Origin of the sequence: Ochrobactrum sp. MYb379 (genome assembly GCF_037479515.1) — a bacterium.
Classification (GTDB): Bacteria; Pseudomonadota; Alphaproteobacteria; order Rhizobiales; family Rhizobiaceae; genus Brucella.
On the sequence record NZ_JBBGYW010000019.1, the window covers coordinates 1 to 20,287 of the forward strand.

The window sequence follows — 20,287 nt, forward strand, 5'->3', positions numbered from 1 at the left end:
CCAGCGCCAATGGTACTTTGTCTTAAGACACGGGAGAGTAGGTCGCTGCCAGGTCTGCTAAGCACACAAATATCATTCATCTTCTCAAATCCATACAAAACAGACATTCAACGCAATAAGCGCGAAAAATACCGAATATATGACTAAGTGAGAGTGGCTCGGAGCAGCCCGTTCGGTCTAAAATCGATAATCAATCGATTTTTAAACGACCTCACCTCATCAGGCTACGCCTGACTTCGCTCCCGGGCCGCAATGGTTCGCACTTAATAACGCGGGGTGGAGCAGCCCGGTAGCTCGTCAGGCTCATAACCTGAAGGCCGCAGGTTCAAATCCTGCCCCCGCAACCAAATCTCTCAAAAAACAAATAATCCGGTGCATAATCACACGTATCAACACGTGAACAAAACAACCAACATCAAAAGCCCGCTACAAGCGGGCTTTTTGCTTTTTAAGATAGAACCCAGAAATAGTGCAGCTATAAGATGCGCGCGTTGGATCCCCAAATAATGCTCTACAAGCTGCACACTTTTATTAGCGCAGCTAGGACAAGACCTAACTAATTAGGAAAATAGGACTTGTAACTGATTTATCTAACAAGTCGGTTCAAGCTCTGGCCGCTTCTAGATGGGGTTGGTAGCAACGAAACGTCGCCTTCCCTTCAGCTTTAGCGCAATACAGTGCAGCATCCGCGTTGTTAAAGACATCAGATTCTGTGAGGCCCTTTAATGGGGCGATGCCAACAGATGCTCCAAGTTGAAGATTCTTATTACTAAATGCTATAGGTGAACTAACGCGATTTATGATTATTTGAGCGATGTCCTCGGCTCGCTTTTGATCACAAGACTCTGATGTGATAACTGCAAACTCGTCGCCACCAATTCGATAAGTATGACTACCAAGGGAATTTAGGCCACTAAGTCGTGATCCAATTTCTTTAATGCATTCATCTCCTGCGAGATGGCCAAATTCATCATTTATTTTCTTAAATCCATCGAGATCAATCAATAAGAGGAAGCCGGTTTCTTTCTCATTATTGGCGATGTCCAGCATCGATGAAAGTTTTGTGTGGAACTGGCTTTTATTTGCAAGGCCAGACATCTGATCGTATTCGGCAAGATGCGTTATTTTGTCGAATAATGCTTTCTGCTCCGTAATATCCTGTTTCATGCCAAAGATGCGGACGGGTGTTTCATCCTGGCATTCGACCGACGCCGTAATGCGTATCCAACGCTTGTTTCCACGAAAAGTAGTTATCTCTGCTTCGAACGTAAAACCGTTGCGTTGAGTAATGGCATCTGACCGGCGTTTTTGAAGTTCTATCTTTGAAGCATCCGTATAGCATGCCAGTGTATCAGCACGCGTGAGAGGTTCTCCCTTGGGTAGTTCAAAAATATCGTAAACGTAATCCGACCAGGTTAACTCCTCGTCGGGTAACGTACATTCCCAGATACCAATCTGAGCGACAATGGAAGATTGATCGTAAATTTTTCTGAAATGTGAAAGCGTTTGTTCCTGCTCATGAATAAGCCGCTGTTTGTTCGCCAGCTCAATCTGCAGGCGCTCCAAATCATCCTGTAGCTTTTTCAGAGAGGTCTCATTCATGGAATACATGAGTATTATCTAAAATAGAGATCGTCAATTTACCAGATCCCAAAAACTATATTTCTTGTGGTGTTGCTTACGAAGATTCGAAAGGTAAACATCGTGCTGAACGATCGTGCCGCAACTTGTAACATTGCGATCAAGTAAGATGCATTCCGATAGATACTGCGCTGCTTTCTTGTATCGGCTCGTTCGGCCGCGCGTAAGTGCGAAGTCTATCATGCGCCTGAATAATAGGATTGCTGCAACTGGATATTTGTCGACGAGCCTCTCCGCTGCGGCCGACATTAACTCGTATTTTTCGCCATCAAGTTCGGATGAGCGATGAATTACGAATTTGGCCATTTGACTAACAGATGTATACTGCATGAAAAATAGAATTGCCTTGTTGGCATCTGGATAATCGCCCACAAGTGCAAAGGCCTTTTCCTCCGCATCAATATCATCAAAATCTGGTAGCTTCCGTAGAAAACCGCGCAGAAGATCGACGTTGAGTGTTTGCCTGAAGCCGTCCCAACGAAATTGCTGAGCTTCTTCCAAGTGCCCCAATGCCTCTAGTGCGTTAACTCGTGTCAATTGCCATTCTGGCAGTGTTTCACGTTCTCCACTAAACTGGGCGCCGTCGAGCATTTCCAATGCTTCCTGGGGACGGCCCGCGGAAAGTAGTCTCGTAGCTATTTCAGTGGAAACGCTTGGTAATCGATGTGTGTTTGCAGGATGTTGGGCGACAAAAAGTTCAACATCATTGAGTTCGTCAGCTATTTTTTGAAGTGAGATTTTTACTGCTCCAGAACGAGCATCAGCTGTGGCGTTATGTTTATGTGTTGAGTGCTCATTATTCCACTCTTCAAAACGTTGCTGGAGTCTTCGAAGACCGTTTTCTTTCAGTGCTGGTGACATCGAACTGATGAGTTGGTCATATTGACCAAAGTCGTTGCTCAGAAGAGCCTGGAATATTTGGTCAACAAGCCTTTCCGTAGGAGGATTAGCCTGCGTCGCTATGTGTCCAGCGTCTCGATTAGCAGCGTGAAAGCTCTCCATGAGCGTGCCATTGCCATCGTCGGAACGTTCAAATATCTGATTCGAAAGAGAGAGAAACTGCCATATTAATTCAAATCCTTCCTCTAGATCGGAGGGGGCTATATTTTTGACAATGGTATTTCGCTGGCTTTCAAGATCTGCCTTGAAGGATTTAATTTTTCTCCAGCCTATCCAGCTTTGCGCACGTGCGATGCTGCCCAAGCGTTTGCGAACCTCTCTTGCAAGTTCCGCACTGCTTGAGTTACCTGCAAGCTCCATGCGCAGCTTACGCTTATGGTTGGCATTGCCGGTACTGACTTCAATCAATAGCTTCGCAAGGCGTTCAACACCGAGTGCTTCGAGATTTTTCGCATTCAAAGTGGTTTTTGATGCCATTGATGGTCCAGAATTGTCACGACGCGATAGATCAAGCTAAAACACTTGATATACGGCTTATGCATGGTCACCGCCATATTGATCAACACTTTTCGTCGCCATGCAAACCGTGCTAAAACGCCGTTATGAATGCACCAATGCCCGAATTTCCTGTTTATAATCCGCCGCTTGAGCCATATATATCTATCATCCACCGAGATGTTGATATTTTGGTTCTCGATAAGCCGAGCGGGCTGTTGTCTGTCCCCGGACGTCATCCCGCTTTGACGGACAGCCTTGCTGTCCGGGTGCAGAAGCAGTTTCCTAATGCGTTGATGATCAATCGTCTGGATAAAGACACGTCTGGCCTTGTGTTGATGTCACTCAATCGCAAGGCCCATGCTGCTATTGCAGCACAATTTGAGGCGCGAACGACCCATAAGGCTTACATAGCCAAAGTATGGGGGCAAGTTGCTGAGGATGAGGGCCTAATTGATTTGCCGCTGGCGATCGATGCCGAAAATAAACCACGTCATCGCGTGGACCACCAAAATGGTAAGCCCGCTCAAACGCGTTGGCAAGTTTTGGCACGCGGTGAGAATACGACCCGGCTCCGGCTTTTTCCACTGACCGGACGAACACACCAGTTGCGTGTTCATATGAAGGCGCTAGGCCATGTTATACTTGGCGATGCCTTCTACGCTGAAGGTGCCTCGCTTGATGCGTCCGAACGCCTATTGCTGCATGCTGAAGAATTGACGTTTCAGCATCCAGACGGGCGCGATGTCACATTTACTATTCCTTGCCCATTCTGAGTGCACCATGTCGCAAAAGGCTGAACCAGCAGAACTGATCGTTGATTTTATAGGTGGGGCAGTTGGGCATCGGTTCCGAGCGGGTGAAGGGCGAGGGCAGGCACTGGCTAAGGCCGCTGGGCTTACAGGAAGCATTACGCCCGATATTGTGGATGCAACGGCGGGTCTTGGTCGCGATGCTTTTTTGCTCGCCGCTCTTGGAGCGCGGGTAACTTTGATTGAGCGCTCGAAGAAGATGCATGATCTTCTTGCTGAAGGGCTCGCACGCGCAAGTGCCGAAGGCGGAAAATATGCGCAAACAGTGGAGCGAATGACCTTGCTCCATGGAGATTCATCTCTGCTGTTGCCCGAACTTAAGCCCATGGTCGTGCTGGTTGATCCGATGCACCCGCCGCGTGGAAACACGGCATTGGTTAAAAAGGAAATGCGCCAGATTCGTGAAATTGTGGGTGCAGACTCTGATTCAGAATTGCTTATGCAGGTTGCGTTGGAACATGCGCAAAACCGTGTGGTTCTCAAATGGCCGCTGCGGGCTGAATCTATGGAGGGTTTACGCAAACCTTCACATCAGATTTTAGGCAAAAGCACGCGCTATGACGTGTTCGTTAAGGCCAAAATTACCGCAACCTAAGGCGTCTTGCGATTAATTTGCCGTAAGAAGGAATGGGCCTTGCTCTGTAAATCATAGTCATTCCAAGAACGCAGTGCGCTTTTGACCCTTATTAATTCTGTATCAGCTTGACCTCTTCATCTTCTGTTTTACTTTTCTTGCAGATCAACATTGAAGATAGGAAGTTGCAATGCCGAAATTGAATGTGGCTGTTCTGGTTGGAAGCCTGAGAAACGATTCGTTCAATCGAAAAGTAGCAGAGGGCTTGAACGCTATAACGCCTGACGATATGGCGCTAACACTTGTCGAAATTGGTGATCTGCCACTTTATAACCCTGATCTCGATACAGACACCCCACCCGAGGCATGGACGCGGTTCCGGTCTGAACTAGCAAAAGCCAATGCAGTTGTATTCGTGACGCCTGAATATAATCGATCTGTTCCGGCCGCTCTTAAAAATGCTCTCGATGTGGGGTCACGCCCTTATGGTAAAAGCATTTGGAGCGGAAAGCCTGCTGCAATTATCAGCGGATCACCCGGCAATATTTCAGCATTTGGCGCCAATCATCATCTGCGTCAGTCGCTCGTTTTTCTGGATATGCCGACCTTGCAGCAGCCAGAGGCTTATCTCGCGCATGTTGATAAAATGCTGGATGAAAGCGGCAAACTGGTGCCCGATACGGCCAAGTTCCTTGGCGATTTCCTCAAGGCTTTCGATCGGTTTGCTCAGAAAAATCTCTGATGGAGATATTTCAAATGATCTAAAAAACGCCGCGCATCCAGTGACTGGTTGCGCGGCGTTTTTGTTTTTATAAGCACTGATTACTTGAGCTGATCCTGCACTTTGTTGATCGCTGCAATCGCACATGCTTCGTCAAACTGACCGCCAGGTGCGCCACCGACGCCAACCGCGCCGATTGTTACATCACCGACTTTGACCGGAACGCCGCCAGCCAGAACGAGGAAGCCGTCAATGGATGCCAGTTCTGCGGCTGCTGGGTTCTTGGTAATGTTTTCAGCCATGGCACTGGTTGGCATGCGCGAAGACGATGAGGTGTAAGCCTTCTGGCGTGCTGCTTCAGGTGTATGCGAACCAGCATTATCAGCCCGCAGAAGCGCACGAAGGACACCGGCACGATCAACGACTGCTGCGGCAACATTGTAGCCTTCAGCGGAACATGCTGCGACGGCTTCACGAGCAATCGTGCTTGCCAATTCCATTGGCATATTCTTTTCTTCAAGGATCTGTGCGGACGCAGCCGAAGTCATAAGGGCAGCGGCAGTAGCGGCTAGAAAAATGCGTTTCATAGTCGTATCTCCTTTGGAACTATTCCCTGAAAGTCTCACTTTCTGATGACAGTTCTAAAGGCAGGTGGCTTTTCGTGGAATCCGCGACAACACGAAGTCTGCTAGGTAGTTCTACTGAGATGCCGCTATGGTGAGGCGGACGAACTCGGCGACAGAGCTTGTTTTGAGCTTCTCGGCAATGTTGGCGCGGTGCGCATCAATGGTGCGTGCTGAAATATCCAGTGCCCCGGCTATGTCCTTGCTGGCATAACCTTCGCAGACAAGGTTAAGCACTTCCCGTTCCCTGCTTGTGAGGCTTGCCAGAAGATCAATTGCCTCCTGCTTTTCCAGTCTCGTTTGCAAGAGCGCTTGCGCTGAGTGGATCGCATCAAGCAACACATCTTCATCAATGGGTTTGCTGAGAAAGTCGCTGATACCTGCTTTGAAGGCTCTGCGGCAGGCGTTCACGTCGCCATGACCGGTGATCATGATGATCGGCCAATTGTTTCCGCGCTCCGTTAACTTTTGTTGCACCTGCAACCCGCTGATCAGCGGCATTCGTAAATCGAGCAACAATATTCCGGGGCGATGTTCATCGATATGGGCGAGGAAAGTCGTGGGATCGGCAAAGGTTTCGACAGCCATGCCATACGTAGACAGAAGCATTGAAAGCCCATCACGGACCGCTTCATCATCGTCAACCAGATAGATCATTGTTTGGCTCAAGTGCTGGCTCCCTTATTCTGAATCGGTAGCCTGACCATGAAACATGCTCCGCCATCATCATTGTTCTGTGCTTCGATGTGACCTCCAATGCGTTCAATCAGTGTTGAACACAGAGTGAGGCCAAGCCCCATCCCGTCTTTCTTTGTCGTGAAAAAAGGTTCAAACAGGCGCAGTTGCAGGTCTGCGGGAATCCCCGGCCCATTGTCGCATATACTGATGCAGATATGTTCGCCTTCGCGCTTCGTTGTGATACTGATCTGCCCTTCCAAAACGCTGGCTTCGTTGAGACTATCGGAGGCATTACGGATCAGATTGTTGAAGACCTGCTCGAGTTCAACCGGGTCAGCCATTACAGGGGGCAGGTTGGGTTCGAGTGTGAAATGTAGCGCAATGTTGCGTTGCTCGAGCTCGGTATGCAGAAGCTCAGCCGTGTCCTGAATGATGCTATTGATCTCGACGGGCACAGGCTTTGGTGGGCGATTGCTGATATAATCACGCATCCGTTTGAGCATATCACCCGCGCGTCTTGCTTCCCGCACATTGGCGGCCATAGCTTTTTTTAGCAGGGCATTGTTTATGCCTGACTGCTCGACCAGTCGTTCAGCGGCACGGCTCTGGCTCATCAGTGCCGTCAGAGGCTGTGCCAGTTCATGTGCAATGCCGGAAGCCAGTTCTCCCATGGAATTAACTCTCTCCGCATGCGCCAGACGTGTCTCACGTGCGAGCGTTATGCTGCGTTGCTCGGCCATTTCTGCAGAAGCTTTGAGACGACGCACTTCGCGTCTGTGCTGCAAACTATATCCAAGAAGCGAAAGCACAATCAGGCTGATGATTGCCACCACGGATAATGCAATACCATCAACAAGATCAGTTAGCGCGATGGGATAATCCATTGTGAGAAGAAGCGGCTGTGACCCGCTATCAACCACTCGACTGAACCATGGTGAAGCGAGCCATCCGGAAGCTTGCTGTACGGCTTTTTGCTCCATTACAATGGAGCCGTCGAGTATGAGCCTGATGTTCGCCCACGCAGGGAGCTCGTCCAGATCAATGAGCTGCTTGGCATCAATTTGCATGACGAGTGCAAGAGCCGGATTGGTATCTTTCAGCTTCTTGGCCAGCAGATATCCCTGCTCGAAAGAGGGACTGATATAGCTCCTCACTTCTCCCGCTTTCTGGACGAAAATTTCTCTGCCCAGTGTGCGGTAATCCGGGAGCGCTGCATTAGCAGGCACCGATAGCACTTGCCGCACATCCGCAATGGCTGAAGGTTCCCGCCACGTTATTTCAATTTCCTGAATAGCTTTGATGCGAGGATAAAACCGCATGATGCTGTCGCTGACCTGCGCGACAAGCTGTGGCTTTTTATTTTCATCTGCGAGAATCAGCGAAGCAAGCGTCGTCATATGTGCATCATGTTGCGCGACGCGCTGCGAAATCATGCGATGTAAAAGAAAGCCGGCTTCGTTTAACTCACTTGCTTCATTTTTCAGAGAATTGTTGATCGAAAGCGCCAGATAAAGTGCAATAAACGTAAACCAGATAGCGAGAATGCTGGCGGTCCATTTCAGCCGGGAGCGCGTAGTTTTTGACATTCCAGCGCCCCCTTATGCAACACTTCAAGATCACTATAGGGCACAAAGCGAATGGTTCAACAAGTGCCGTATTAAGGACTGTCTGTTGGTTTGTGATTTTAAATTTATCTCAAATCACGAAGTTTGAGTGACACGCGCTTATATGTGTTTTCATTGGTAAATAAAATGGCGGAGAGGGTGGGATTCGAACCCACGGTGGAGTTACCCCCACGCCGCATTTCGAGTGCGGTACTTTCGACCACTCAGCCACCTCTCCGCATGGTGCACTACGGTAAAACGATCTATAAAAACCGCGCCGTTTGTAAGCATCTAAAGCGAATGCTAAGTGTGTAGCGGCTCAATAACGGGCCAAATGCAATTAGACAAGACCTAATTTGCATAACAGTGCGAAAATTCTTGACTTTTCCGCAGTCTCCCACCTATAAGCACCTGACTTTAAGCGCAGCTGTGTCTGCGTCTATTGTTTTGATTGGAGATTTCCGGCTTTCCGGGCTCTGATCAGAAGGCTGAAAGCTTTCAAAATCAACGACTGATAAAAAGACGGCCCGTGCCCAGGCGCTTGCGTTAAAGGGTATGAGAGCTGGACCGAACGACCCGAAAGGAAAACAAATGTTCGCAGTCATTAAGACTGGTGGCAAGCAGTACCGCGTTGCCGCAAACGACCTGATCAAGGTTGAAAAGGTTGCTGGCGAAGCTGGCGACATCGTAGAATTCGTAGAAGTTCTGATGGTTGGTTCGACCATTGGCGCGCCAGTTGTTGCAGGCGCTCTGGTAACGGCAGAAGTCGTTGAACAGGGCCGCGCTCGCAAGGTTATCGCGTTCAAGAAGCGTCGTCGTCAGAACTCGAAGCGCACTCGCGGTCATCGTCAGGAACTGACGACAATCCGTATCTCGGAGATCCTTACCGACGGCGCGAAGCCTTCCAAGAAGGCCGCTGAGAAGAAGGCTCCAAAGGCAGACGTCGCTGAAGGCGAAGTCGCAAAGCCAAAGAAGGCAGCGCCTAAGAAGGCTGCAGCCAAGGCCGATTCGGCTGAGTAAGTAGAAGAGATAAAGGAGAAATCCAATGGCACACAAAAAAGCTGGTGGTTCGTCGCGTAACGGTCGCGATTCAGAGTCAAAGCGCCTTGGCGTGAAGAAGTTTGGTGGCGAAGCTGTTGTTTCTGGCAACATCATCGTGCGTCAGCGCGGCACCAAGTGGCATCCGGGTTCCAATGTTGGCCTCGGCAAAGACCACACCATTTTTGCTACCACCAATGGTTCCGTTGCTTTCCGCACGAAAGCCAACGGTCGTACTTACGTGTCGGTTACCCCGATCGCGGAAGCAGCAGAGTAAGCCGGACCTCTATAAAGTACCGGCGTCCCATGGACCCGGTACATATGGCACCTGCCAGAAGATCAAAGGGAAGATGGGACAACCATCTTCCCTTTTTTTCGTCTGGAGGACAGAACAATGGTCATCGAAGTTTTAGAAGAAGATTATTACGAGAGCTGTAGTGAGCGGGAGGCCAGCTATGCTGATCTCTCGCCGGGATTAGCAGATCAGTTGGATTGCCCCGTTCTCGTGACTGACAGGCTGGTTCTTCGCCCGCCGCATGTCGAAGACGTGGATGCAATTTCCTATCTTGCTAATAACGCCCGCGTCTCCACTATGCTCGCCCGTATGCCTCATCCATACACCCGCGAAAATGCCGTGGACTTTGTTGAGCGCGTGCGAAAAGGCGAGATGGGCAATTGCATTTACGCAATTACCCAAGCTGAAACTGGTATCTTTATGGGCTGTTGTGGCATCCATCCGCACAGCCACGGCGAAGGTCTGGAGATTGGCTATTGGCTGGGCGAGCCGTATTGGGGGCATGGCTTTGCCACCGAAGCGGCTCACGCATTGATTGATCTGGCCTTCCGTGCCACGCCAATCGAGCGGCTGCATGTTTCGTGTCATGCCAGCAATGGCAGTTCGCGTAAGGTGATCCATAAATGCGGCTTCCAGTTCAGTAGCATGGGCATGGCGGATTCACTTGCTGCCGGAAATGTTCCTGTCGAGCGTTATGTTCTCGATCGGCGCACATGGATCGGCCTGAGAAGCTGGCAGTCATAATCATAAAAAATGGCCCTGCGTTTAGAGCGCATCCCGAAAAGTGTGAAACGGTTTTCGGATAAGATGCGCGTTAAAACAAATAGTTAGAGCGCAGGGCCGATAATCATCGGGGAATACTATGAACGATATATACGCAATCACCCGCGAAAGGGTTGAGGTTCGGGCGCTGGATAAGGGCGACCTACATCGATTTCGCGCGATACGCCTTTCGGCTTTACAGCTTGCGCCGCAAGCCTTTGGATCGACTTTTGAAGAAGAAAATGCCTATTCCGAGAGCGTGTTCGCGCGTCGTCTTGAGCAGATAAATGGCAATGTCATTTTCGGTGCTTTTCATGGTGAGAACCTGATGGGCATCGCCGGCATGTTTCGACATGAACGCAAGTCGGAACGACATCGCGGCACTTTGGTGAGTGTCTATGTTGCACCCGAAGCGCGCGGGCTACATCTTGGCAAGGCGCTTGTTCAGCGTGTTATCGAACATGCAGCACAGCATGTCGTGATACTGGACGCGAAGGTTGTGGCAACGAATGAGCCCGCCAAGCGCATTTATGACGAGCTTGGCTTCAAATCCTATGGCCTTGAGCGCAAGTCACTTTATGTGCAGGGGCAGTATCTGGATCAGGAACTGCTCTATATCGATTTCAGTGATCCAGCTTGGAAACTGAATTTAAGCTGAAAACCTATGAGTTCTGCTGTTTGCAGGACGCGGGTTTTGCTGTAATTGCAAATCGGATTGCGCGGGACAGTGCGCAATTCCAAAGTTTAAGACGTGTTCCGAGACAAAAACGGTGCGTCACAAGAGGTAAGTTCAATGAAATTTCTCGATCAGGCCAAGATTTACATTCGCTCCGGCGCGGGCGGTGCAGGCGCTGTTTCGTTCCGGCGCGAGAAATTTCTTGAATTTGGCGGTCCTGATGGCGGTGATGGCGGTCGCGGCGGTGATGTCTGGGTTGAAGCTGTCGACGGTCTCAACACGCTGATCGATTATCGCTATCAGCAGCATTTCAAGGCACAGACTGGCATGCACGGCATGGGCCGCAATATGACCGGCGGCAAGGGAAATGATGTTATTCTCAAAGTGCCGGTTGGAACGCAGATTTTCGAAGAAGATAATGAAACAGTAATCTGTGACATCACAGAGCTTGGTCAACGCTATCGTCTGGCTAAGGGCGGCAATGGTGGTTTTGGTAATCTTCACTTCACGACATCGCGAAACCGTGCGCCGCGCCATGCTAATCCCGGTCAGGATGGCATTGAGCGCACGCTATGGTTACGCCTGAAGCTGATTGCTGATGCAGGTCTGGTTGGATTGCCAAATGCGGGTAAATCCACATTCCTTGCAAGTGTGACGGCTGCAAAGCCAAAGATTGCCGATTATCCTTTCACCACACTGCATCCAAACCTTGGTGTTTCCCGAGTCGATGGCCGTGAGTTCGTGATTGCGGATATTCCGGGTCTGATTGAAGGTGCAAGCGAAGGCGTGGGCCTTGGTGATCGCTTCCTTGGTCATGTCGAGCGCACGCGCGTGCTGTTGCATCTGGTTTCCGCGCAGGAAGAAGATGTGGCGAAGGCTTACACGGTTATTCGTGGTGAGCTTGAAGCCTATGAACACGGTCTGTCTGAAAAGACGGAAATCGTTGCGCTGTCGCAGATTGATACGATTGATCCTGAGACCCGTAAGGAAAAGATCAAGGCGCTTAAAAAGGCATGTGGATGCGATCCTATGCTGCTTTCAGCGGTCAGCCATGAAGGTTTGAACGATGTTCTGCGCCAGCTTGCCAGCGTGATCGACAAGAGCCGTGCGGTCGAAGCAGGCGCTGTCGAAGAAGAATAAAAATTGGTAATGCGGCGCAGGAACTGAAAACATGCTGAAACAACTCAAAGACTATCGCCGCATTGTTATCAAAATTGGGTCCGCACTTCTTGTGGATCGTGCAACTGGCCTCAAGCAGAGCTGGCTTGAAAGCCTTGGGCAGGACATCGCCAACCTTTCGCGTGGAGGTGTTGAAGTCCTGGTTGTGTCATCCGGTGCTATCGCATTGGGGCGCACGGTGCTTGGTCTGCCAAAGAAATCGCTAAAGCTTGAGGAAAGTCAAGCTGCGGCTGCTGCCGGTCAGATCGCATTGGCCAAAGCCTATGCCGATGTGTTGGGCGGGCATGGCGTCAAGTCAGGTCAGATTTTGCTCACGCTCGATGATACAGAAGAGCGTCGTCGTTATCTCAATGCACGGGCAACAATCGAGACATTGTTGAAACTCGGTGCGGTCCCGATCATCAATGAGAATGATACGGTTGCGACAACTGAAATCCGCTATGGCGATAATGATCGTCTAGCAGCGCGCGTAGCTACCATGATGGGCGCTGATCTTCTCATTCTATTGTCGGACATTGACGGTCTTTACACGGCACCGCCGCACAAAGACCCGAACGCGCAGTTTATTCCGCTTGTGGCATCTATAACTCCGCAGATCGAAGCCATGGCGGGAGCCGCTGCATCTGAGCTTTCGCGTGGCGGTATGAAAACCAAGCTTGATGCAGGCAAAATTGCCAACGCAGCCGGTACGGCCATGATCATCACCTCTGGCACACGCATGGCACCGCTTTCAGCCATTGATCGCGGTGAGCGCGCAACTTTGTTTGAGCCGTCTAACGCGCCGGTTAACGCCTGGAAGACGTGGATTTCCGGTAATCTGGAACCCGCTGGTCGTTTGACGGTTGATGCGGGTGCAGCCAAGGCGCTGAAGTCTGGCAAGTCGCTGTTGCCTGCCGGTGTGAAGGACATCGAAGGTCAGTTCGAGCGCGGTGATACGGTTGCAGTTCTCAACCAAGATGGTCGTGAAATTGCACGCGGCCTCATTGCATATGACGCTGATGATGCGCGCAAGATTGCAGGCCATAAAAGCGAAGAGATCAGTGATATTCTTGGTTATGATGCACGAGCTGCGATGATCCATCGTAATGATCTGGTGACACGCGCTGCAAGTAATGCGGAAGTTGTGTAGGGGGAAGAGATGTTGAACAAAGCGGATGCCGGAACTGATATCGCGGCCATTATGGCTGAGGTTGGTCGTAAAGCCAGACAGGCAGCGGCTCCACTTTCCATTGCTTCGCCTCAACAGAAAAACAAAGCCTTGCTTGCTGCTGCTGATGCCGTTCTGGCAAGCAAAGATGCAATCCTTGAAGCCAATAAGCTCGACCTTGCAAATGCTGCGCAAAGCGGCATGGCGGCTTCGTTTGTGGATCGTTTGACACTCGATGGCAGTCGTATTCAGGCTATCGCCGATGGTATTCGTGCGATCGCTGCTCTGCCTGATCCTGTTGGCGAAGTGATTGCCGAGTGGGACCGTCCGAATGGTCTGCACATTGAGCGTGTGCGCACGCCGCTCGGTGTGATTGGTGTGATCTATGAAAGCCGCCCTAATGTGACGGCGGACGCTGGTGCGCTTTGCCTCAAGGCTGGTAACGCGGTTATTCTGCGCGGCGGTTCAGATTCCGCCCATTCGTCGGCAGCCATTCACAATGCGCTTGTGGTGGGGTTGGAAGCTAGCAATTTGCCTGCGGATGCGATCCAGATCGTGCCGGTGACAGATCGTGCAGCGGTCGGCGAAATGCTCAAAGGCCTCAATGGTGCCATTGATGTGATCGTACCACGCGGCGGCAAAAGCCTTGTTGCACGGGTGCAGTCGGAAGCGCGTGTGCCGGTGTTCGCCCATCTTGAAGGCATTTGTCATCTCTACATTGATAAGTCCGCAGATCTTGATATGGCGCGCGCGATTGCGTTGAATTCCAAGATGCGTCGCACTGGAATTTGTGGTTCGGCGGAAACGCTGTTGGTTGACCGCGCGGTGGCCAGCACTCATCTTGTGCCAATTTTTCAAGATTTGGCTGCCAAGGGCTGTGAAATTCGCGGCAGCGAAGAGGTGTTAGCACTTTATCCCGATGCTACGCCTGCAACGGAACAAGACTGGTCGACCGAATATCTCGACGCGATTATTTCAGTAAAACTGGTTGATGGCGTCTCAGATGCGATTGCGCATATCGGGCAATATTCATCGCATCACACCGAGGCGGTTATTGCTGAGGATGCAGAGGTTGTTGCGCGTTTCTTCAACGAGATCGATTCGGCCATTCTACTGCACAACGCCTCGACGCAATTTGCGGATGGTGGTGAGTTCGGCATGGGTGCGGAGATCGGCATTGCTACCGGAAAAATGCATGCGCGTGGTCCGGTCGGTGTCGAACAGCTAACCTCATTTAAATATCGTGTTCGTGGCAATGGACAGGTTCGAGGCTGATGAAATTCGGCTTCGGGCTATACGCTTTAAAAGCCAGATACCCAGACGTCGATGCGCATTATCTGCGTATGCCTTATGTTGAGAAGGGTATGACGGTTGGCTTGTTTGGCGGCTCGTTTAATCCGCCACATGCAGGACATGCGCTGGTCGCTGAAATCGCTATCCGGCGGCTAAAGCTCGACCAGCTTTGGTGGATGGTGACGCCCGGAAATCCGCTAAAAGATACGCGTGAACTAGCATCGCTTGCAGAGCGTTTAAAGCTGAGCGAAGATATATCGACCGATCCTCGCATCAAGGTGACAGCGCTCGAAGCGGCTTTCCATACGCGCTACACTGCCGATACTCTGGCCCTGATACAAAAAGCTAACCCCGGTGTGCATTTCGTCTGGGTAATGGGTGCGGACAATCTTGCATCGTTTCATCGCTGGCAGCGCTGGCGCGAAATTGCAAAGAATTTCCCCATTGCCGTGATTGATCGCCCGGGCTCAACGCTTGCTTATTTGTCCTCAAGGATGGCACAGACTTTCTCGTCCAGCCGCATCGATGAACACAATGCTCCATTGCTTGCACGTCGCGCACCTCCGGCATGGACCTTTATCCACGGGCCGCGCTCGACATTGTCTTCAAGTGCGCTTCGCAAGCAGAAATCAAAAAAGTGAATGGTGTTATTAGCGCATCCCGAAAAGTGTTAAGCGGTTTTCGGAAAAGATGCGCGGCAATAAAGATTAAACTCTTGAAAGAATGCAGGGACTCTGCCTATCTTATGCATGTACGGTGCTTATAACTGCCGTATTGCGTTGTTCTTGCTGAAAGGAAATACACTGAGAACAGCAATTGAGAAGAAGGCTCACCACGCGCCTTCACCGGTCGGGATGAACGAAACAGCTTTCGTGTCCCAGGCCTTCGATGCGGCTTTGGCCAGTCTCGAAAACTCCAAAGCAGAATCCATCATCCCTATCGACATTCGCAGACGATCTTCGATCGGTGATTTCATGATCATCGCCTCTGGTCGTTCGCATCGTCATGTTTCGGCTGTCGCGGATCATCTTTTGCAGGCGCTTCGTGAGATGGGCTGCAAGGACATTCGGGTCGAAGGGCTCGAAGCTGGTGATTGGGTTCTTATCGATACAGGCGATATTGTCGTCCATATTTTCCGTCCGGAAATCCGTGATTTCTACAATCTGGAAAAGATCTGGATCGACAATGACCTCGAAGACAAACGTGCATCGGGAACCGTGCACTAATCTGGTCTGAGTGAGGGCGCTATGCGTGTGAGTGTGTTTGCCGTGGGCCGGATGAAAGCCGGCCCCGAGCGGGAGTTGGTCGAGCGTTATTTTGACCGTTTTTCCAAGTCCGGACCGCCACTTGGTCTTGAATTCGCCGGCGTGAGCGAAATCCCTGAAAGTCGTGGACAGACGGTTGAATTGCGCAAAGCCGAAGAAGCACAGCGCATCAATGAAGCGCTTGATAATGGTGCCGCGTTGATTTTGCTTGATGAGCGCGGCAAAGCGCTTGGTTCGGAGGATTTTGCCGAACGCATTGGTCGTATGCGTGATGATGGCAAGCGGCAATTGATAGTCGCCATTGGTGGCCCGGATGGACACGATCCCGCCTTGCGCTCGCGTGCCGATCTGGTCTTGGCGCTTGGCGCTTTAACATGGCCGCATCAGATCGCCCGCATTTTGGTTGCTGAGCAATTATATCGGGCCGCAACAATTCTTGCAGGGCATCCGTATCACCGATCCTAATTCTTTCATGTTCTTCTCATAACTGATGCAACGGGTCGGGTTTCGTAACTGCCTCGTGCATCATTGAAGAATTACATGTCGCTTTCATCGACGAACAAAACGTTGCCACAGATCGCATTCGTAACCGATCGCGGCTTTCTCAAACCCACGCTCGTTGCGATGTGGGGTGTCCTGCGTCACTTGACGCAGCCCGGTATTGTGCATTTTTGGGGCGACGGTCTTGAAGAGCGGGATTGGGAAGCGGTACACCGTGTGGCAGCCACAAATCCGGCTGTGACACTCAATTGCTTGCGTTTGACTGCTGATGATCTGGAAGGCGCCAAAGGGCCAACCTCGCATATTTCGGCGGCTACGATGGGGCGGCTTCATATACCGTCGCGTATTTCTGGCCGCGTTCTCTACATTGATGGCGACACGCAAGTCGTAGGCGATGTCTCACCTCTTTTCGCGCTTGATCTCAACGGTTGTCCGATTGGTGCCGTGCGCGATTGTGTTGTGGCCAAATGGTCGGCGCGCAGTCTTAAGGTGCGCGAAAAGTCGATACCACGTGTGCGTGAATTGCAAGAATTGATGCAGCAAAGCGATATCTCGCGTTACTTTAATGCTGGTGTTCTTTTGCTCGATACTGATGCCATTCGCGCAGAACCCGAACTGCATCAGGCCATGCATGATTTGGCCCGAGCATCTGCTTATGCGCTGGGTGATCAGGATCACCTGAACAACGTCTTTCTGGGTCGCGTACATCTGCTCAACCCGGCTTATAATTCGTCATGGAGCCAAGTGTCACGGCAGCGGCGGCATATTGTACGGCTTGGCGGCGATGCTGAGGAAAGCAGAACCGGCCCTGAGATCATTGTCCATTTTCATGGGCCGGAAAAGCCATGGAAGCGACCACGTCATGACCTTTGGAAGCATCGTGCTCGCGCGGTTTGGCGTTATCGTCGTGAGATGCATGAATACGCACAGAGCTATCCCGACTTGGCACCCTGAAATGGGGCTTAATCCGCCGGGTGAACCCAGTCCGGCTGATACATCGCGCCTCTGAGGGTGAAACGATTGCCGGTTTGCGGGTTTAGAACACTCACGCCGGTTTGAACCTGCTCAATAACCCTAAGTCCAAGCTCTTCAATTGCCATCAGAATAGACTTGTGATCAAGCACCGCAGAGGCGATGATCTTTTCACAAATATAGGTGTGAACATAGCTGCGTCCCTGACGCCAGTCAGAGGCCTCTGCGCAAAGCTCTGATGTCATTGTGATTGCCCCCGTTGCAGAGTGTTTAATAGAGTGAGGTCTGAAATATATCCAGTGTCTTGCTGAAAATGCTGACAGTGCGTTTATAGCTAATAATTCCTTAATGCTCTCCGGCTAGTTTTAGCCTTGTTTCTTTCTGATATAGCGGTTCATGAGTCCTTTTAGCCTTTCAAAAAAGCCTAATCTGCCTGCTTTCTTGCGGGCTGGCTTTGCTGCGACTGCGCTTTTGGCCGGTGCCTCACAGGTTTACGCGCAACAGGCTATTCAGCAGCAGCGCGATCAGGCAGCAAGCGAATATGAGCAGCTCAGCACCGAATTGTCAGTGACGGGTGACAAGCTCAAACAGCTTGAAGGCGAGGTGGCAAACCTCAAAAAAGATCAGACGACGATTACAGCTGCACTTATTCAGTCTGCAAAGACGGATAAGAAATTGCAGCAGGATATTTCCGATAGTGCCGATAAGCTTGAATCTCTGCGCGAGCAGGAAGACGGCATCCGCACCTCCTTACGTGCACGTCGCAGTGTGCTGGCAGAAGTTTTGGCTGCATTGCAGCGTATGGGGTTGAATCCGCCACCTGCGATCCTTGTGCGCCCAGACGATGCGCTCGCATCGGTGCGTAGTGCTGTGTTGCTAGGGGCTGTTGTGCCGGAAATGCGCGGTCAGGTCGAAGAACTAACGGGTGATCTTGATGATATGCAGCGGGTCACCGCATCAATAGCGCAGGAGCAGGAGAGGCTCAAAGAAACGCGCACGCAACAGGCGGAAGAGCAAAAGCGTCAATCACTTCTTCTTGAAGAAAAGAAAAAGTTGCAGTCGCAATCTGAGCAGGAAATTGAAGCCCAGCGCAAACGTTCTGAAGAGCTTGCAGATCGTGCGGGCAGCCTGAAAGAGCTGATTGACGGGCTTGATAAGCAAATGGCGGGCGTGCGCGATGCCGCTGATGCAGCGCGCAAGGCCGAAGCCGAACGCCTTGCAAAAGCGCAGGAAAAGGCCGGAGAATCAACACCTGACGAGAACCGCCTTCATGCGCAGATTGATTTTGCATCGTTACAGGGAAGGCTGGTACTGCCTGCCGCCGGAAAGACGATCCGTCATTTTGCGGAGAAGGATGGTGTCGGTGGCAACATGATGGGGCAGGTGGTTGAAACCTTGCCTGCTGCCACGATTACGTCACCTTCCGATGGCGTTGTGTTATATGCAGGAACATTCAGATCTTATGGACAGCTCTTGATCCTCGATGCTGGCAATGGATATCATATTGTCATGGCTGGCATGGGTCGAATCGACGTTGCTCAGGGTCAGTTCGTTTTGGCGGGTGAGCCTGTGGGCGCGATGGGAGAAAAACTTCTCGCAAGTGTTGCACCAATTGAGGTGGGCAATGGCGCTCCATTGCTCTACATTGAGTTTCGAAAAGATGGAAAACCCGTAGATCCGGCCCCATGGTGGTCCGAGCGGCTTTCTGGAAGGACACAAAATGATACGTAAACTGTCGCTGCTGTTCGCCGGAGCCCTGTTGGGCGCGTCAGCCATGGTGATGGTTCAGGGCGCGCCTGCTTCCACTGCGTTTGCAGCAGCGGGAAAAGACAGCGATGTCTATAAGGACCTGGCTCTTTTCGGTGATATTTTTGAGCGCGTGCGCCAGCAATATGTGACGCCGCCCGATGATAAGAAGCTGACGGAAAGCGCGATCAACGGCATGTTGACTTCGCTTGATCCGCACTCGTCTTACCTCAATCCGGAAGCAGCGCAGGACATGCGCGTGCAGACCAAGGGTGAGTTTGGCGGTCTTGGTATTGAAGTCACAATGGACAACGACCTTGTGAAGGTCATTGCCCCGATCGATGACACGCCTGCTTCGAAAGCTGGTGTGCTCGCAGGCGATCTGATCAGCAAGATCGATGGCACGGAAGTGCGTGGTCTGAGCCTCAGCGACGCAGTTGAAAAGATGCGCGGTGAAGTTGGTTCGCCGATTGAACTCACCCTTATTCGCGAGGGCGCGGAAAAGCCGATCACGCTCAAGATTGATCGCGCTGTGATCAAGGTGAAGGCTGTTCGCTCGCGTGTTGAAAATGATGTCGGCTATCTGCGTGTGATTTCCTTCACGGAGCAGACATCGGATGATCTACGTAAGGCGATCAAGGATATTCAGGAAAAGCTTCCGGGCGATAAGCTCAAGGGTTACGTGCTCGACCTTCGGCTTAATCCGGGTGGTCTGCTTGATCAGGCGGTCGCTGTTTCAGACACTTTCCTCGACAAGGGTGAAATTGTTTCGACGCGTGGTCGCGATCCACAGGATGTAACGCGCTTTGATGCACGCAAGGGCGATCTTGTTGATGGCAAGCCAGTGATCGTGCTGATCAATGGTGGCTCGGCCAGTGCTTCGGAAATCGTTGCCGGTGCTTTGCAGGATCATCGCCGTGCAACGGTGCTTGGCACGCAGTCCTTCGGCAAGGGCTCGGTTCAGACGATTATCCCGCTTGGCGAAAATGGATCGTTGCGTCTGACGACCGCGCTCTATTACACACCATCTGGCAAGTCGATTCAGGGTAAGGGCATCACGCCGGACATCAAGGTTGATCAGCCCCTGCCGCCAGAAATGCTCGGTCAGGACGTTGTGCGTGGTGAGTCCGAGCTTAAGGGTCACATCAAGGGCAATGCTGAAGACGATCAGGGATCGGGATCGGCAGCTTATGTGCCGCTCGAAGCCAAGGATGACGTGCAGCTCAATGAAGCATTGAAGCTCCTGCGTGGTGAAGTCGCCAATGCATCATTCCCACCAGACCCTAAGAAGGCCGTGTTGAACTAACTGGTTTTCGATATGATTGTTATAAACGCGGGAGTTCAGGCTTCCGCGTTTTCTTTTTG

At 51.3% G+C, this 20,287-nt stretch carries 22 protein-coding genes and 2 tRNA genes; 17 read left to right on the top strand and 7 right to left on the bottom strand.

Annotated elements, in window-relative coordinates:
* Nucleotides 1-270 precede the first annotated feature (270 nt).
* A tRNA-Met gene (locus WH356_RS21385) sits at nucleotides 271-347 on the top strand.
* Nucleotides 348-603: 256 nt separating this feature from the next.
* Here the strand turns inward: WH356_RS21385 and WH356_RS21390 are convergent.
* Complete coding sequence (locus tag WH356_RS21390; RefSeq protein WP_339514473.1) at nucleotides 604-1,611, bottom strand: diguanylate cyclase domain-containing protein; 1,008 nt, start codon at nucleotides 1,609-1,611, stop codon at nucleotides 604-606.
* 24 nt (nucleotides 1,612-1,635) lie between these two features.
* The gene (locus tag WH356_RS21395) at nucleotides 1,636-3,018 is read right to left on the bottom strand and encodes a DUF6880 family protein (protein ID WP_339514475.1); all 1,383 of its coding nucleotides are present in this window, start codon (nucleotides 3,016-3,018) and stop codon (nucleotides 1,636-1,638) included.
* 137 nt (nucleotides 3,019-3,155) lie between these two features.
* Between WH356_RS21395 and WH356_RS21400 the strand changes: the two genes are divergently transcribed.
* The 3 genes from WH356_RS21400 (at nucleotide 3,156) to WH356_RS21410 (ending at nucleotide 5,164) form a co-directional block, all read left to right on the top strand.
* Nucleotides 3,156-3,812 (top strand): pseudouridine synthase, encoded by a 657-nt coding sequence (locus tag WH356_RS21400; RefSeq protein WP_421566176.1) that lies wholly within the window; start codon nucleotides 3,156-3,158, stop codon nucleotides 3,810-3,812.
* A 7-nt stretch (nucleotides 3,813-3,819) separates the two neighbouring features.
* Nucleotides 3,820-4,443, top strand: coding sequence for a class I SAM-dependent methyltransferase (locus WH356_RS21405; RefSeq protein ID WP_339514479.1), 624 nt, complete (start codon nucleotides 3,820-3,822; stop codon nucleotides 4,441-4,443).
* A gap of 169 nt (nucleotides 4,444-4,612) precedes the next feature.
* Nucleotides 4,613-5,164: an NADPH-dependent FMN reductase gene (locus WH356_RS21410; protein ID WP_339514481.1), complete on the top strand. Its 552-nt coding sequence runs from the start codon at nucleotides 4,613-4,615 to the stop codon at nucleotides 5,162-5,164.
* A gap of 80 nt (nucleotides 5,165-5,244) precedes the next feature.
* Here the strand turns inward: WH356_RS21410 and WH356_RS21415 are convergent, their stop codons facing one another.
* The 4 genes from WH356_RS21415 to WH356_RS21430 form a co-directional block, all read right to left on the bottom strand.
* On the bottom strand, nucleotides 5,245-5,730 hold the full coding sequence (locus tag WH356_RS21415) for a GlcG/HbpS family heme-binding protein (protein ID WP_339514483.1): 486 nt from the start codon (nucleotides 5,728-5,730) through the stop codon (nucleotides 5,245-5,247).
* A gap of 111 nt (nucleotides 5,731-5,841) precedes the next feature.
* Complete coding sequence (locus WH356_RS21420) at nucleotides 5,842-6,435, bottom strand: response regulator transcription factor (protein WP_339514485.1); 594 nt, start codon at nucleotides 6,433-6,435, stop codon at nucleotides 5,842-5,844.
* On the bottom strand, nucleotides 6,432-8,030 hold the full coding sequence (locus WH356_RS21425; RefSeq protein ID WP_339514487.1) for a sensor histidine kinase: 1,599 nt from the start codon (nucleotides 8,028-8,030) through the stop codon (nucleotides 6,432-6,434). Before WH356_RS21425 ends, WH356_RS21420 begins: the two co-directional genes overlap by 4 nt.
* A 166-nt stretch (nucleotides 8,031-8,196) precedes the next feature.
* Nucleotides 8,197-8,286 (bottom strand) — tRNA-Ser (locus WH356_RS21430).
* A gap of 353 nt (nucleotides 8,287-8,639) precedes the next feature.
* On the opposite strand from WH356_RS21430, the gene rplU reads away from it, so the two are divergent.
* The 11 genes from rplU (at nucleotide 8,640) to WH356_RS21485 (ending at nucleotide 17,158) form a co-directional block, all read left to right on the top strand.
* On the top strand, nucleotides 8,640-9,068 hold the full coding sequence (rplU, locus tag WH356_RS21435) for a 50S ribosomal protein L21 (protein WP_339514489.1): 429 nt from the start codon (nucleotides 8,640-8,642) through the stop codon (nucleotides 9,066-9,068).
* A 25-nt stretch (nucleotides 9,069-9,093) separates the two neighbouring features.
* Nucleotides 9,094-9,363, top strand: coding sequence for a 50S ribosomal protein L27 (gene rpmA / locus WH356_RS21440; protein ID WP_339514491.1), 270 nt, complete (start codon nucleotides 9,094-9,096; stop codon nucleotides 9,361-9,363).
* Between the two features lie 117 nt (nucleotides 9,364-9,480).
* A complete protein-coding gene (locus WH356_RS21445; RefSeq protein ID WP_339514493.1) occupies nucleotides 9,481-10,125 on the top strand; it encodes a GNAT family N-acetyltransferase in 645 nt (214 codons plus the stop codon).
* 118 nt (nucleotides 10,126-10,243) lie between these two features.
* Nucleotides 10,244-10,801 (top strand): GNAT family N-acetyltransferase, encoded by a 558-nt coding sequence (locus WH356_RS21450; protein WP_339514495.1) that lies wholly within the window; start codon nucleotides 10,244-10,246, stop codon nucleotides 10,799-10,801.
* A 135-nt stretch (nucleotides 10,802-10,936) separates the two neighbouring features.
* Nucleotides 10,937-11,959: a GTPase ObgE gene (obgE, locus tag WH356_RS21455; protein WP_339514497.1), complete on the top strand. Its 1,023-nt coding sequence runs from the start codon at nucleotides 10,937-10,939 to the stop codon at nucleotides 11,957-11,959.
* Between the two features lie 31 nt (nucleotides 11,960-11,990).
* Nucleotides 11,991-13,127, top strand: coding sequence for a glutamate 5-kinase (proB, locus tag WH356_RS21460; RefSeq protein ID WP_339514499.1), 1,137 nt, complete (start codon nucleotides 11,991-11,993; stop codon nucleotides 13,125-13,127).
* A 9-nt stretch (nucleotides 13,128-13,136) separates the two neighbouring features.
* Nucleotides 13,137-14,420: a glutamate-5-semialdehyde dehydrogenase gene (locus WH356_RS21465; protein ID WP_339514501.1), complete on the top strand. Its 1,284-nt coding sequence runs from the start codon at nucleotides 13,137-13,139 to the stop codon at nucleotides 14,418-14,420.
* Nucleotides 14,420-15,079 carry a nicotinate-nucleotide adenylyltransferase gene (locus WH356_RS21470; protein WP_339514503.1) on the top strand — a complete coding sequence of 220 codons (660 nt, stop codon included), beginning with the start codon at nucleotides 14,420-14,422 and terminating at the stop codon, nucleotides 15,077-15,079. Before WH356_RS21465 ends, WH356_RS21470 begins: the two co-directional genes overlap by 1 nt.
* A gap of 213 nt (nucleotides 15,080-15,292) precedes the next feature.
* The gene (gene rsfS / locus WH356_RS21475; RefSeq protein ID WP_339514608.1) at nucleotides 15,293-15,664 is read left to right on the top strand and encodes a ribosome silencing factor; all 372 of its coding nucleotides are present in this window, start codon (nucleotides 15,293-15,295) and stop codon (nucleotides 15,662-15,664) included.
* Nucleotides 15,665-15,685: 21 nt separating this feature from the next.
* Nucleotides 15,686-16,168: a 23S rRNA (pseudouridine(1915)-N(3))-methyltransferase RlmH gene (gene rlmH, locus WH356_RS21480; protein WP_339514505.1), complete on the top strand. Its 483-nt coding sequence runs from the start codon at nucleotides 15,686-15,688 to the stop codon at nucleotides 16,166-16,168.
* Between the two features lie 75 nt (nucleotides 16,169-16,243).
* Nucleotides 16,244-17,158 carry a glycosyltransferase family 8 protein gene (locus WH356_RS21485; RefSeq protein WP_339514507.1) on the top strand — a complete coding sequence of 305 codons (915 nt, stop codon included), beginning with the start codon at nucleotides 16,244-16,246 and terminating at the stop codon, nucleotides 17,156-17,158.
* Between the two features lie 8 nt (nucleotides 17,159-17,166).
* On the opposite strand, the gene WH356_RS21490 is transcribed toward WH356_RS21485, so the two are convergent.
* Complete coding sequence (locus WH356_RS21490; protein WP_339514509.1) at nucleotides 17,167-17,421, bottom strand: hypothetical protein; 255 nt, start codon at nucleotides 17,419-17,421, stop codon at nucleotides 17,167-17,169.
* A gap of 151 nt (nucleotides 17,422-17,572) precedes the next feature.
* Between WH356_RS21490 and WH356_RS21495 the strand changes: the two genes are divergently transcribed.
* Together WH356_RS21495 and WH356_RS21500 are read left to right on the top strand one after the other, a co-directional pair.
* Nucleotides 17,573-18,907: a murein hydrolase activator EnvC family protein gene (locus WH356_RS21495; protein ID WP_339514511.1), complete on the top strand. Its 1,335-nt coding sequence runs from the start codon at nucleotides 17,573-17,575 to the stop codon at nucleotides 18,905-18,907.
* Complete coding sequence (locus WH356_RS21500; RefSeq protein ID WP_339514513.1) at nucleotides 18,897-20,228, top strand: S41 family peptidase; 1,332 nt, start codon at nucleotides 18,897-18,899, stop codon at nucleotides 20,226-20,228. The genes WH356_RS21495 and WH356_RS21500 overlap by 11 nt, the downstream gene beginning before the upstream one ends.
* Nucleotides 20,229-20,287: the final 59 nt, after the last annotated feature.

What these genes read in the sequence shown, in the direction of transcription:
- WH356_RS21390 (WP_339514473.1), bottom strand. Translation starts at nt 1,611, where the DNA reads ATGTATTCCATGAATGAGACCTCTCTGAAAAAGCTACAGGATGATTTG.
- WH356_RS21395 (WP_339514475.1), bottom strand. Translation starts at nt 3,018, where the DNA reads ATGGCATCAAAAACCACTTTGAATGCGAAAAATCTCGAAGCACTCGGT.
- WH356_RS21400 (WP_421566176.1), top strand. Translation starts at nt 3,156, where the DNA reads ATGCCCGAATTTCCTGTTTATAATCCGCCGCTTGAGCCATATATATCT.
- WH356_RS21405 (WP_339514479.1), top strand. Translation starts at nt 3,820, where the DNA reads ATGTCGCAAAAGGCTGAACCAGCAGAACTGATCGTTGATTTTATAGGT.
- WH356_RS21410 (WP_339514481.1), top strand. Translation starts at nt 4,613, where the DNA reads ATGCCGAAATTGAATGTGGCTGTTCTGGTTGGAAGCCTGAGAAACGAT.
- WH356_RS21415 (WP_339514483.1), bottom strand. Translation starts at nt 5,730, where the DNA reads ATGAAACGCATTTTTCTAGCCGCTACTGCCGCTGCCCTTATGACTTCG.
- WH356_RS21425 (WP_339514487.1), bottom strand. Translation starts at nt 8,030, where the DNA reads ATGTCAAAAACTACGCGCTCCCGGCTGAAATGGACCGCCAGCATTCTC.
- rplU (WP_339514489.1), top strand. Translation starts at nt 8,640, where the DNA reads ATGTTCGCAGTCATTAAGACTGGTGGCAAGCAGTACCGCGTTGCCGCA.
- rpmA (WP_339514491.1), top strand. Translation starts at nt 9,094, where the DNA reads ATGGCACACAAAAAAGCTGGTGGTTCGTCGCGTAACGGTCGCGATTCA.
- WH356_RS21445 (WP_339514493.1), top strand. Translation starts at nt 9,481, where the DNA reads ATGGTCATCGAAGTTTTAGAAGAAGATTATTACGAGAGCTGTAGTGAG.
- WH356_RS21450 (WP_339514495.1), top strand. Translation starts at nt 10,244, where the DNA reads ATGAACGATATATACGCAATCACCCGCGAAAGGGTTGAGGTTCGGGCG.
- obgE (WP_339514497.1), top strand. Translation starts at nt 10,937, where the DNA reads ATGAAATTTCTCGATCAGGCCAAGATTTACATTCGCTCCGGCGCGGGC.
- proB (WP_339514499.1), top strand. Translation starts at nt 11,991, where the DNA reads ATGCTGAAACAACTCAAAGACTATCGCCGCATTGTTATCAAAATTGGG.
- WH356_RS21465 (WP_339514501.1), top strand. Translation starts at nt 13,137, where the DNA reads ATGTTGAACAAAGCGGATGCCGGAACTGATATCGCGGCCATTATGGCT.
- WH356_RS21470 (WP_339514503.1), top strand. Translation starts at nt 14,420, where the DNA reads ATGAAATTCGGCTTCGGGCTATACGCTTTAAAAGCCAGATACCCAGAC.
- rsfS (WP_339514608.1), top strand. Translation starts at nt 15,293, where the DNA reads ATGAACGAAACAGCTTTCGTGTCCCAGGCCTTCGATGCGGCTTTGGCC.
- rlmH (WP_339514505.1), top strand. Translation starts at nt 15,686, where the DNA reads ATGCGTGTGAGTGTGTTTGCCGTGGGCCGGATGAAAGCCGGCCCCGAG.
- WH356_RS21485 (WP_339514507.1), top strand. Translation starts at nt 16,244, where the DNA reads ATGTCGCTTTCATCGACGAACAAAACGTTGCCACAGATCGCATTCGTA.
- WH356_RS21490 (WP_339514509.1), bottom strand. Translation starts at nt 17,421, where the DNA reads ATGACATCAGAGCTTTGCGCAGAGGCCTCTGACTGGCGTCAGGGACGC.
- WH356_RS21495 (WP_339514511.1), top strand. Translation starts at nt 17,573, where the DNA reads ATGAGTCCTTTTAGCCTTTCAAAAAAGCCTAATCTGCCTGCTTTCTTG.
- WH356_RS21500 (WP_339514513.1), top strand. Translation starts at nt 18,897, where the DNA reads ATGATACGTAAACTGTCGCTGCTGTTCGCCGGAGCCCTGTTGGGCGCG.